11 protein-coding genes and 1 tRNA gene are annotated in these 11248 nt (G+C 72.9%); 2 read left to right on the top strand and 10 right to left on the bottom strand.

Annotated features, from left to right (window positions below):
• Nucleotides 1-60 precede the first annotated feature (60 nt).
• Complete coding sequence (locus ACFVVL_RS35190) at nt 61-1404, bottom strand: M20/M25/M40 family metallo-hydrolase (RefSeq protein WP_380297277.1); 1344 nt, start codon at nt 1402-1404, stop codon at nt 61-63.
• A 253-nt stretch (nt 1405-1657) separates the two neighbouring features.
• Between ACFVVL_RS35190 and ACFVVL_RS35185 the strand changes: the two genes are divergently transcribed.
• Nucleotides 1658-1742: transfer RNA gene (locus ACFVVL_RS35185), tRNA-Leu, on the top strand.
• Between the two features lie 265 nt (nt 1743-2007).
• Entirely contained in the window at nt 2008-3291 is a 1284-nt protein-coding gene (locus ACFVVL_RS35180; RefSeq protein ID WP_387682638.1) for a flavin-containing monooxygenase, read from the top strand.
• Between the two features lie 24 nt (nt 3292-3315).
• Here ACFVVL_RS35180 and ACFVVL_RS35175 read toward each other — a convergent pair whose 3' ends face one another.
• From ACFVVL_RS35175 to ACFVVL_RS35135, 9 genes are all read right to left on the bottom strand, one after another.
• Complete coding sequence (locus tag ACFVVL_RS35175; protein ID WP_387682635.1) at nt 3316-4398, bottom strand: tryptophan dimethylallyltransferase family protein; 1083 nt, start codon at nt 4396-4398, stop codon at nt 3316-3318.
• Nucleotides 4395-5717: a cytochrome P450 gene (locus tag ACFVVL_RS35170; RefSeq protein WP_387682632.1), complete on the bottom strand. Its 1323-nt coding sequence runs from the start codon at nt 5715-5717 to the stop codon at nt 4395-4397. The genes ACFVVL_RS35175 and ACFVVL_RS35170 overlap by 4 nt, the downstream gene beginning before the upstream one ends.
• Nucleotides 5718-5728: 11 nt before the next feature.
• A complete protein-coding gene (locus ACFVVL_RS35165; RefSeq protein WP_350545548.1) occupies nt 5729-6322 on the bottom strand; it encodes an ATP/GTP-binding protein in 594 nt (197 codons plus the stop codon).
• On the bottom strand, nt 6297-6680 hold the full coding sequence (locus ACFVVL_RS35160) for a DUF742 domain-containing protein (protein WP_380297284.1): 384 nt from the start codon (nt 6678-6680) through the stop codon (nt 6297-6299). Before ACFVVL_RS35160 ends, ACFVVL_RS35165 begins: the two co-directional genes overlap by 26 nt.
• Nucleotides 6677-7078, bottom strand: coding sequence for a roadblock/LC7 domain-containing protein (locus ACFVVL_RS35155; protein WP_380297286.1), 402 nt, complete (start codon nt 7076-7078; stop codon nt 6677-6679). Before ACFVVL_RS35155 ends, ACFVVL_RS35160 begins: the two co-directional genes overlap by 4 nt.
• Nucleotides 7075-8334, bottom strand: a complete 1260-nt coding sequence (locus ACFVVL_RS35150; protein WP_387682628.1) for an ATP-binding protein — start codon at nt 8332-8334, stop codon at nt 7075-7077. Before ACFVVL_RS35150 ends, ACFVVL_RS35155 begins: the two co-directional genes overlap by 4 nt.
• Before the next feature lie 385 nt (nt 8335-8719).
• The gene (locus ACFVVL_RS35145) at nt 8720-10171 is read right to left on the bottom strand and encodes a chloride channel protein (protein ID WP_387682625.1); all 1452 of its coding nucleotides are present in this window, start codon (nt 10169-10171) and stop codon (nt 8720-8722) included.
• Between the two features lie 139 nt (nt 10172-10310).
• Complete coding sequence (locus tag ACFVVL_RS35140) at nt 10311-11075, bottom strand: TetR family transcriptional regulator (protein ID WP_380297291.1); 765 nt, start codon at nt 11073-11075, stop codon at nt 10311-10313.
• Nucleotides 11076-11153: 78 nt separating this feature from the next.
• A partial coding sequence (locus ACFVVL_RS35135; RefSeq protein ID WP_350554586.1) for an acyl-CoA dehydrogenase family protein occupies nt 11154-11248 on the bottom strand: 95 nt, incomplete at its 5' end.

The following is an 11248-nucleotide window of genomic DNA, read 5'->3' as shown; positions in this document are numbered from 1 at the left end:
GCCCGCTCCCGGAGGATCCGGGAGCGGGCCGCCGGCCGGTGCTCAGCGTGCTCAGCGCGCTCAGCAGGCGTCGATGAACCGGTCCAGCACCCGCACGCCGAACTTCAGTCCGTCCACCGGCACCCGCTCGTCCACTCCGTGGAACATCCCGGCGAAGTCCAGCTCCGGCGGCAGCTGCAGCGGGGCGAAGCCGAAGCAGCGGATCCCGAGGTCCTGGAAGGACTTGGCGTCCGTCCCGCCGGAGAGGCAGTACGGCACCGCGCGGGCGATCGGGTCCTCGGCGCGCAGGGCGGTCTGCATCGCCTCCACCAGGGCGCCGTCGAAGCCGGTCTCGATGGCCTTGTCCGAGTGCAGGCTCTCGCGCTTCACGCGCGGGCCGAGCACGCTGTCCAGCTCGGCCAGGAACTCCTCCTCGTAGCCGGGCAGGAAGCGGCCGTCCACGTGCGCGGTGGCCTGGCCGGGGATCACGTTGACCTTGTAGCCGGCGCCGAGCATGGTCGGCTGGGCGGTGTTGCGCAGCGTGGTGCCGATCATCTTGGCGATGCCGCCGAGCACCCGCAGCGTCTCGTCCATGTTCTCCGGGTCGAGCTCGACGCCCAGCGCGTCCGACAGCTCGTCCAGGAAGGCCCGCACGGTCTTGGTGATCCGCAGCGGGAACTGGTGGCGCCCGAGGCGGGCGACCGCCTCGCACAGCTCGGTGATGGCGTTGTCGTCGTTCTCCATCGACCCGTGCCCGGCCCGGCCCTCGACCGTGAGCCGCATCCAGTGCATGCCCTTCTCGGCGGTCTCCACCAGGTAGAGCCGGGTGCGGTCGTCGACCGTGAAGGAGAAGCCGCCGACCTCGCCGATCGCCTCGGTCACGCCCTCGAAGAGGTCCGGGTGCTTGTCCACCAGGTAGCGGGCGCCGTAGGTGCCGCCCGCCTCCTCGTCGGCCAGGAAGGCCAGCACCAGGTCGCGCGGGGGCTTGCGGCCGGTGCGCAGCCGGTCGCGGACGACCGCGAGGGTCATCGCGTCCATGTCCTTCATGTCGACCGCGCCGCGGCCCCAGACGCAGCCGTCCGCGATCTCGCCCGCGAAGGGGTCGTAGGTCCAGTCCGCGGCGTTGGCCGGCACCACGTCGGTGTGGCCGTGGATCAGCAGGCCCGGACGCGAGCGGTCCTCGCCCTCGATCCGGACCACGGTGGACGCCCGGCCCTTGGCCGACTCGATGATCCGGGGTTCGAGGCCGAACTCGGCGAGCTGCTCGGCCACGTACTCGGCCGCCTTCCGCTCCCCCGGGCCCGAGCCGTCGCCGTAGTTGCTGGTGTCGATCCGGATCAGGTCGCGGCAGAGGCCGGCGACCTCGGATTCACCCGTCACCTTCGGCGCCGCCGCCCGCTCCGCCGACTCGCTCCGCTCGCTCACGGTCACTCCTCGTCTCTGGCCCGCACCGGCGCCCCAGCGCCACCCCCGGGACCTGCACCCGGGTCGCACGAGCACGTCCGACCATCCTCTCCCAGCCCCCGGGCCGGATCCACCCCCGGGAAGCGGGCCGACACGCCGCCGCAACCTGCGCTCCCCCGTCCGGAGCCGTTTTGGGACCCGCAGCGGATCACTGCTACAGTTACATCTGTCAGCGCGGCCGACGAACAGAAGGAAGCCGCGAGGACAACACCCCGTCCGGGTGGCGGAATGGCAGACGCGCTAGCTTGAGGTGCTAGTGCCCTTTATCGGGCGTGGGGGTTCAAGTCCCCCCTCGGACACCGCAGAAGCGGGCCAGGAGAAATCCTGGCCCGCTTTTCGTCGTGCCCGAGCCCTTTCCGTCCGTGCTGTTTCCCGACCGCGCACCTTTTGTACGCCGTTGGTCCCTGTTCGGTCGCCGTGACCTGAGGTTTACTTTGTCGGCGCCGCCCCGCCTCGGGGTCGCGCCGACGGGGGAAGACCATGCCGGTGGATGGGAAGGTGGGGTGTTCCGTGGGGAATTTCCTGGATGGGTCGTATGCCGTTGACGCTCCCGGTGGGGCGCCGGTGTGCGTCATCGGTGCGGGCCTCTCGGGCCTGGCGGTCGCCCACGCGCTCGCGGTGAGGGGCATCGACTTCGTCTGCCTGGAGAAGGCTCCGGAGGTCGGCGGGATCTGGCGCAAGCCCGCGGCCGGGGAGCGCGGGCCCGGTTACCGGTCCCTGCACCTGAACACCGCCAAGCAGCTCACCGGCTACACCGCCTTCCCGATGCCGGACTCCTACCCGGCCTATCCGCGGCACGACGAGATGGCCGCCTACCTGCGGGCCTTCGCCGAGTGGGCGGGCCTGCTGCCGCGCATCGAGTTCGGCACCGAGGTGCTGGCGGTCCGCCAGGAGGCGGACGGCTCCTGGCTGGTCACCGGCCGGGACGCGCACGGGGCCACCACCACCCGCCGGTTCGCCCGGGTGGTGGTCGCCTCGGGCGCCAACGCGGAGCCGCTGCTGCCGGACCCGGTGCCGGCCGGCGCCGGGTCGTTCACCGGCCGGATGCTGCACGCCGTCGACTACCTGGACGGCGCCGGGTTCCGCGGTCACCGGGTGGTCGTGGTCGGCCTCGGCGCCTCGGCCGTGGACATCGCCGCGGACCTCTCCCGCCACGCCGCCCGGACCGTGCTGTCGGTCCGCCGGGGCCTGCACGTCGTGCCGAAGCAGCTCTACGGCATATCGTGCGACGTGATCGCCGAGTCGCCGTGGTTCACCGACATGTCGCTGGCCGAGCGGCGCGAGTACATCGAGCAGGCCCTGCTCGTCGCCCGGGGCCGGCTCTCGGACTACGGCCTCCCCGAGCCCGACCACCCGATCTTCTCCTCGGCCGTGACGGTCTCCGACGAGATCTTCAGCCGGATCCGGCACGGCTCGGTGACCCCCCGCCCCGGGATCGAGTCCTTCGCCGGGAACCTGGTCCGCTTCACCGACGGGACCGCGGAGGAGGCCGACGCGGTCGTCTGGTGCACCGGCTACCGGATGTCCTACCCGTACCTTCCGGCCGGCTGCCCGGTCGGCCCGAGCGGGCGGGTGGAGCTGTACCGGCGGGTCGTCGCCCCCGACCGGCCCGGCCTGTACTTCGTCGGCCTGATCCGCCCGGTGGGGGCCATCACCCGGGCCCTGGAGGCCCAGGCGCAGTGGGTGGCGCAGCTCATCGGGGGCGAGGAGGCGCTGCCGTCCGGGGACGTCATGCGCAAGGAGGTCGACGACTACCTGGCCGGCATCGCCGCGCGCTACGGGCAGGGGCTCGGTGCGTCGATCCAGATCGACGTGGTGCCCTACGTCGAGGAGTTGCGCGCCGCCTGACCCCTGCCCGTGCGCCGGGTGCCGTCAGCCGGACGGCGGCCGGACGGCGTAGGCCTCCGCGGAGAGGTAGACCGTGAGCCGGGGCGGCCAGCCCCGCTGGTGGGCGAGCGCCAGGTAGGCGATCAGCCCGACTCCGTCCTGCGGCCGCCGCCCGGTGAGGGAGGGCAGGGCGCGCAGCAGCGGGGCTGGGTCCATGCCGTGCCGGCCGAGCAGGGCCACCGCCCGGTCGAGGGCCTCGCCGTCGTGCCGGGCGTAGTCGCGCACCGGGATGTGCAGGGTGAAGCCGCTCGGCCGGGCCTCCGCCGGGTCGGTGAAGGCGTGGCAGGAGAGCACCGGCAGCCCGGAGAGCCTGGCGTCCGGGCTGCCGGCCGCCGTGGCGGCGAACTCCCGCAGCGCGGCGGCCGTCGGCCCGGCGGGCATCCGGGAGAGGTCGCCGGCCGCGGTGGCGGGCAGCCCGGGGTGGCGGACGTAGACCTTGACCCGGGGCCGCTCCCAGTCGCCGAGGTCCAGGGCGAAGAACGGGTGTCCGTCGCCCGGCGGCAGGGCCGCGTACGCCCGCTGGTGGCCGAGCCGGTCCAGCGCCTCGCGCACCGTCGCGGCGGCCCGGTCGGCCCCGCGGGCGGCGGGGTTCAGGTAGACCTTGACCCGGGGGACCCCGCCGGGGCGCAGCTCCAGGGCGCACCACAGCGCCAGCGGTCCCTGCGGGGCCTGCGGCAGGAAGAGGTCCTCCAGCTTGTCCAGCCAGGTGGTGGAGAACCCCCAGCGCCGGGACATGCCGCGCACGGCGTCCAGTCCGGCGCGGCCGTTCTCCTCCAGGCCGTCCGTGCCGCAGCCGGGTTCCAGCAGCACCCGGAGGTCCGGCGGGCCGTCCGGCCGGAAGGAGAGCGAGTACTCCACCGGCGTGTGGTCGTCGGACAGGAAGGTCCGGCCGGACGGCGGCAGGTCGAGCCGCCGTCCGGCCTCCGGTCCCAACGCCTCGACGAGGACGTCCGCGTAGGTCCGTGCGTCGTCGGCGTCGAGGCTCGCGACCTCGCACAGGCGCCGCAGCTGGCCCGCGGTGTACTCCCCGAGCGTCGGGACGCCCGGTCTTTCCGGGTTGCCGGTCACTTGGCCAGCCAGGACAGGAAGGAGCTCCACAGCCCGCGTTCCTTGCGGGCTCCCGTGGTGTGCTCCTCCCGGGCGGGGGCGGCGGGCCGGGACGCGGTGGCGGGCCGGGGTGCCTCCTGGACCGGGGTGAACCTGGTCGGCAGCGCCGACAGCGCCCGGCTGAACGGGCCCGGACGCCAGGTCAGGCTGTCCACCGGCACCGCCAGCTCGATGTCGGGCAGCCGGTTGAGCAGGTTCTCGATGGCCGTCACCGTGATGTGCCGGGCCGGCTCCTTGGACGGGCAGGCGTGCGGGCCCGCGCTCCACGCCAGGTGGGCCCGGTTGCTGCCGGCGCCTCCGGTGTTGGCCGCCGCGATGCTGACCAGGACCAGCTCGCCGGCCTCCAGCTTGGTGCCGGCGAACTCCATGTTGGCCGCGGGGTAGTGCGGCGCGTAGTTCGTCAGCGGCGGGTTGCCCCAGAGGGTGTCGTCGAGCGCCTCGGCGATCAGGCCGCCCTTGTGGGCGTACTGGTCCTGGGTGAGCAGCAGGTGCAGGGTGTTGCCGATGAGGTTGCGCAGCGGCTCGGCGCCCGCGCCCAGGAGCAGGGCCAGCTGGTGGACCATCTCCTCGTTGTCCAGGGCCGCCTCGTGCTGCATCAGCCAGGAGGTGACGTCCTCGCCGGGCCTGGTGCGCTTGAGGGCCACCAGGTCGGCCGCGGCCTGCATCAGGACGTCGGCGGCCCGGGCGGCGTTGACGCCGTCGAACATGCCGGAGATGCCGAACAGCACCCGGTCGCCGATGTCGGCGGGGCAGCCGAAGAGCTCGTTGAAGACGAACAGCGGCAGCTGCTTGGCGTACTCGCCGACCAGGTCGGCCGAGCCGCGCGCGCTGAACTGGGCGATGAGGTAGTCGGATATCTGCCCGATGCGCTGGGTGAGCCGGCGGGTGTCGATCCGGGCGAGGCTGTCGGTGACGGCCTGGCGCAGCCTCAGGTGCTCGACGCCGTCGCTGAACATGCAGTTGGCCCGGTAGGCCAGCAGCGGCAGGACCGGGCTGTCGGCGGGGATCCGGCCCTCGTTGAGGTCCCGCCAGCGGCGGGAGTCCTTGCGGAAGGCGGCCGGGTCCTGCAGCAGTTGCAGCGCGGCGGTGTAGTCGGTGACGAGGGTGGCCTCGACGCCCGGGGCGAGTTCGACCGGCGTGGTCGCGCCGAAGTGGCGCATGTAGGCGTAGTAGGCCTGCGGGTCGGCCGCGAACTGGGGCCCGTACAGGGGTATCCGTTCGCCGGTGCCGTGGGCGGGGCACCCGGGCGGGGGTATGAGTGCGGTGGACTCAGCGTCCATTGTGTCTGCTCCTAGTGGACACGGTCCAGCAAGTGACGGACCAGTCTGATCAATGCTTCGGCGGAGGACTTCTCGTCGCGGGCGTCGCAGGTGACCACCGGGGTGTCCTCCAGCAGGTCCAGCGCCTCCCGCAGGGCGGCCTCCTCGTAGACCGGCGTGCCGTCGAAGCGGTTGACGGCGATCGCGTAGTCGAGCCCGTACTGCTCGATGAGGTCGATCACGGCGAAGGAGTCCGCGAGCCGGTCGGGGTCGACCAGCACCAGCGCCCCGAGCGCGCCGCGTGCCATGTCCTCCCACATCTGCACGAAGCGCAACTGCCCGGGGGTTCCGAACAGGTACAGCACGACGCGGTCGCTGAGGGTCAGGCGGCCGAAGTCCATGGCGACGGTGGTGGTGGTCTTGCTCCTGACCCCCTTGAGGTCGTCGACCGCCTCCCCGGCCCGCGTCATGGTCTCCTCGGTGGACAGCGGGGTGATCTCGGAGATCGAGCCGATGAAGGTGGTCTTGCCCACCGCGAAGTGCCCGACGACGAGGATCTTCACGGCGGTCTGGTTGGCTCCGTCGCGGACGTAGGCCCGCTCATCCAAACTTGGCCTCAAGTCCATTCAGCACCTCCTGGAGGATGCGCGTGTCCACCAGGGAGGCACGCGCGACGGGCGGCCGCACGAGAAGGTGGCCGCCTTCGCTGAGCGCCGAGAGGAGGATCCTCACCACGCCCAGGGGCAGCCGGGTGTGTCCGGCGATCTCGGCCACCGTCAGGTAGCCCGCGGAACATAATTCGAGCAGGCCCTGCTCCTCGGGCGAGAGCCGGCGGCCGGGGCGCTGCTGCTCGTCCCCCGCGGCGGTGACCAGGGTGACCAGGGAGAGCTGCTCGTCGTCGGGCAGCCCCCGTCCCTTGGTGATGACGTACGGTCTCACCAGGGGCGGGGCCGCGTCGGGTGCTTGCTCGCCTGGGGTGGTCATGGGCGCACGCCGAGGTTCTCGCGCGGGGGCGCCATGAGGGCCTTGCCGAGCTGGCCGACGAGCTGCTGCATCCGGAAGGTGATGTCCGCCATGTCGACGTCCGGGGAGGCCGAGACGCCGAGGTAGGCACCCTGGCCGGCGGAGATGAGGAAGACCCAGCCGCCGTCGAACTCCACCAGGGTCTGCCGCCACTGCTGCTGGTGGCCGTTGCAGAAGAAGGCGAGCGATCGGCTCAGCGACTGCACTCCGCTCATGCCGGCGGCGACGCGGTCCGCGTCGTCCTTGCCGATCTCCTTCGTCCGGGCCATCAGCAGACCGTCGGCGGATATCAGGACCGCGTGCAGGGCCCCGGGGATCTCCAGGGCACTGTCAAGCATCCATGACAGATCGTTGTTCACGGGTACTCATGTCCTTCACTACTTGCAGCGGTTGCGCTGCTCGTCGTTTCCGCGGCGTCCGGAGTCGTCGCCCGGCCGGACTGGGTGCCTCGCTGGAAGGCGCCCATGATCGCCGCCGTCTCCGCGCCGGAGCGGACCGGTGCGCCAGGGGCCGGGGTACCGAAGGCCGGGGTGCCGAAGGCCTGGGCCCCGGCTCCCTGGGCGGCGAAGCCCTGGGGGTCGTACCCCTGGGCGCCGGCGGGGACCGGCTCGGCCGGCACCACGGCCATCGGCCGCTTGCGGCGGCGCTTCGGCAGGCCGTCGGCGCCGGTGGCGGCCGCGGCCGGGGCGGCCTCGAACGGGTGGCGGGCCGTCTCGGCGCCACCGGGGGCGGGCGCGGCCGGCTTCTGCTCGGGCATGGCGGTGAGGAGTTCGTGCGGCAGGAGGAGGACCGCGCGCACCCCGCCGTACGGGGAGGAGGAGTCCACCGACGCCTCGAAGCCGAAGCGCTCGCTGAGCACACCGGCCACCGCGAAACCGAACTGCGGCGGATTTCCGAGCGAGGAGACCCCGGAGACACGGTCGGTCGACAGGAGCTTCTCCGCCCGGGTGCGCTCCTCGTCGTTCATGCCGATGCCGGCGTCGTCGACGACGATGCAAATGCCCTTCGGCACGGTGCGGATATTGATTTCCACCATCGTGTCGGGGCTGGAATAGCTGGTAGCATTGTCCAGCAGTTCGGCGAGCACCAGCGCCACCGGCTCGACCGCCCGGCTGGTGATTCCGTAATTGACCTGGGAAAGAATCTCCACCCGCCGGAAATGCCGGATACGGCCCTGCGCGCTGCGGACCACGTCATAGATCGACGCCACCTCGCGCTGGCGGCCCAGCCAGCCGTCGCACAGGACGGCGATGGACTGCGCACGCCGTCCGAACTGCGAGTTCGTGTGGTCGATCTCCAGGAGGTCCTCCAGGATGACCGAGTCGCCGTACTTCGTCTGCAGCCGGGAAATGACCAGCTGCTGTTCGGCGGCGAGGCCCTGGAGGGTACGCATGGCGGACTTGAGGACCGTCTTGGTCTCTTCGTCGGCACGCACGTGCGCCGCCTCGACGGATTGCGAGAAATCGCTCTCCAACGCGGCGTAGTGGGCTCTCAGTTCCCCGGTCTCCTGCCGCGCCGACGCGGCTGCCCGGCGCTGGAGGACAATGACGGCGATTGCGCCGAGGAGGACGACGAGAAGAGCCCAGAGAATGGGGTTCTGCAGGGAATGCGTCATAGGACTCTCTTCAGGAGAGTGGCGGCCAGCTGCTGATTTACCGTCAAAGCGGGGTGGGCCGGCGGACGTCCGCGCCGGGGTCACCGCCCGGACCGCCCCTGTGATCGTTCCGTCTCACACCCGCCCGATCCCCCCGGCAAGCGCCGTGATCATATCATCGGATGAAAGACCCCTCCGCAGCCCGCCACCAGGGGCTACCAATTGACGTGCGCTCAGTTCGACCGACGTCGAACACCGTTTCCGGGGCGCTGCGGCGCCCATTCGACCAGACCATGTCACGAGGGGCAAATGCCCTGCTCCCGACCCTGATGGAACGTCTGTTCCCGGGCTCGGGGTTCAGTGGGACGCGGGATCAGCAGGACACGGGTTCGGCGGGCGGCGGGGTTCAGCGGGGCGCGGGGTTCAGCGGGCGACGGCGGCCGAGGCCGCGCACCAGCTCGCCGACGACGAACGCCGTCACGGCGGTCACCAGCAGCAGCGGGAGCAGATCGGGTGCCTCGGCCCCCAGCAGGGCCGTCGCCAGCACCGTGCTGGTGACCGGAAGCCGGGTGACCGCCGTGGCCGAGGCGGCGAGGCCGACGGCCAGGCCCGGCGCGGTGCCGAGGCCGGGCAGCGGACCGCAGGCCACCCCGAGGGCGGCACCGATCAGCACCGCCGGGAAGATCGGACCGCCGCGCAGGCTGCCCAGCGCGACGCCCCAGGCCACCGCCTTGCAGAGGGTCAGCGCCAGCAGCGCGGACACCGGCCAGTCCGCCGGGTCGGCGGCGAGCGCGCCCAGGGTCGCCTGGCCGGAGAGCGCCGCCTCCTCCGGCGAGCGGCCGGTCAGCAGCGCGTAGGCGGCGAGGCAGGCGCCCACCGCGACCGCGCACAGCACGGTCCGCACCGCCGTCCGCCGGGCGGCCGGGGGCGCCCCGGCGCGTTCCGGCGCTCCGGTGGTGAACGTCTTCACCCGCCGGCCCAGCGTCTGTCCCGCCACGCAGACCGCGGTGACGACGGCGGCGAGCGGCAGGCCCCACAGGAAGTCGCCCGGGTCCGGGACCCCGCTGTGCGGCACCGAGGGCAGCGAGAGCGCGCCGATGGACAGCCCCGTCCAGTGGCCGAAGCCGGTGAAGACCAGCGCGCCGACACCGCTGGCCAGCAGACACGGCATGATCAGCAGCAGCAGCTTCGGCCCGCCGAGACCGGCCGCCTCGATCATCATCACGGCGGCCACCAGCGGGCTGCCGAAGATGGTGGAGATCGCCGCCGTCGAACCGGCCGCCCCCAGCACCGGCACCAGCTGCGGCCGGGCCGAGCGGCGGGCCGGCCGGACGGCGAGCAGCGCCAGCCCGCCGCCCATCGCCATCAGCGGCGCCTCCGGGCCGAGGACCGCGCCGAGCGGCAGACAGGCGAGGGCGGCGAGGAGGACGCCGGGCACGGCCTTCGGCGGGGTCGGCGGCCCGCCCAGGCCGTCCACCGGGACGTGCCCGCCGTGGCCTGGCAGCCGGGTGATCACCGGGGCGAGCAGCAGACCGGCCAGCAGCAGGGCGGGCAGCGGCCACCACCAGGGCGCGCGGTCATGGCCGAGGGCGTCCGGCAGGCTCTCCCAGATCCAGTGCTGGAGCTGGTGCTCCAGGCCGACGAACCAGAAGGCGGCCAGCGAGACCGGGACGCCGGCGAGCGCGGAGATCAGCAGCAGGCCCAGATAGCCCCTGGTCAGCAGGACCTCGCGCAGGGCCGGGGAGGGCGCCTGCTCCGGAGCCGCTCCCGCGACGGGGCCGGGGCCAGGACCAGGACCGGGGCCGGGCGGCGGGGCCGGGTCGTCGCTGCCGCTCGGACCGGCGCTCGGCTCGGGCATCGTCCGCCTCCGTCGCGTTCCCCGCGCCGGTCCGGCTCCGGCCGCGTGCTGCGACCGAGTCTCGCCCGCGTCCGGGGGGCCCGCACGTCACCGGGGCGCGGCCGCGCCCCGATTGCGCCGTCGGGGTGAGCGGGCGGGGTCAGTCCTGACGGATCTGCCGGGAGTCCCCGAGCGCGCTCTCGATGCCCTGCACCATCCGCCACAGCGGCGCCCGCCGGCTGGCGACCAGCACCACGACGTCGTCCTCGTCCCCCGCCCCGGCCCCGCCGGACGCACCGCCACCACCACCGGGCCGCTCGCTCCAGGTGTCGGCGACGAAGGCCATCGCCCGGTCCACCTCGGCCACCCAGTCGCTCTCGCCGCCCGAGCGCAGCCAGGTGCGCAGCGCGTGGTTGTGCGCGGCGACCACGGCGGCGGAGACCACGTCGGCCCGCAGCGGCCCGTCCGGGCGGCCGGCGAAGCGGCCGCGCAGATAGTGCGCGAGGGTGTGCTCGTAGCGCCAGACGACGGACAGCTCGTAGGCGCGCAGACCGGGGACCTTGCGGGTGAGCCGGTAGCGCTGGACGGAGAAGGACGGCTGCTCGGCGTACATCCGCAGGACGAGCCGGGCGGCGTCACCGGCGTGGCGGACCGGGTCCTCCTCGCCGGTGCCGGATTCGAGGAACTCGGTCATGTCCGCGAGCCCGCGCTCGTGGTCGGGGAAGACCACGTCCTCCTTGGCCGGGAAGTAGCGGAAGAAGGAGCGCCGGCCGACGCCGGCGAGCGAGACGATGTCGTCGATCGTGGTCTGTTCGAAGCCGCGCTCCAGGAAGAGCTCGAAGGCGGCGGCGACCAGCGCCTCGCGCATCGCGGGCTTGGGGTGCCCGTCGTTCATGGGCTGGTCCTGCTCTTCCTTCTCGCTCATTCCCGGAACATAGCATCGGCTTCGAACACCCGGACCGGGCCGCGGGGGGCCGGCCCGGGTGCCCGGGTGGCACGCGTACTACGGCAGGTTGCGGGCCATGACGATGCGCTGGATCTGGTTGGTGCCCTCGTAGATCTGCGTGATCTTCGCGTCCCGCATCATCCGCTCCAACG

The sequence above is a fragment of the Kitasatospora sp. NPDC058115 genome (assembly GCF_042884635.1).
GTDB lineage: Bacteria > Actinomycetota > Actinomycetes > Streptomycetales > Streptomycetaceae > Kitasatospora.
The sequence above is the reverse complement of the archived record's forward strand: the minus strand, read 5'-3'. Positions and strand labels throughout refer to the sequence as shown.

Bases quoted from the DNA above. Each gene is read 5' to 3' on its own strand.
- ACFVVL_RS35140 (WP_380297291.1), bottom strand. From the start codon at position 11,075: ATGAGCGAGAAGGAAGAGCAGGACCAGCCCATGAACGACGGGCACCCC.
- ACFVVL_RS35165 (WP_350545548.1), bottom strand. From the start codon at position 6,322: ATGGACTTGAGGCCAAGTTTGGATGAGCGGGCCTACGTCCGCGACGGA.
- ACFVVL_RS35150 (WP_387682628.1), bottom strand. From the start codon at position 8,334: ATGACGCATTCCCTGCAGAACCCCATTCTCTGGGCTCTTCTCGTCGTC.
- ACFVVL_RS35170 (WP_387682632.1), bottom strand. From the start codon at position 5,717: ATGGACGCTGAGTCCACCGCACTCATACCCCCGCCCGGGTGCCCCGCC.
- ACFVVL_RS35145 (WP_387682625.1), bottom strand. From the start codon at position 10,171: ATGCCCGAGCCGAGCGCCGGTCCGAGCGGCAGCGACGACCCGGCCCCG.
- ACFVVL_RS35160 (WP_380297284.1), bottom strand. From the start codon at position 6,680: ATGACCACCCCAGGCGAGCAAGCACCCGACGCGGCCCCGCCCCTGGTG.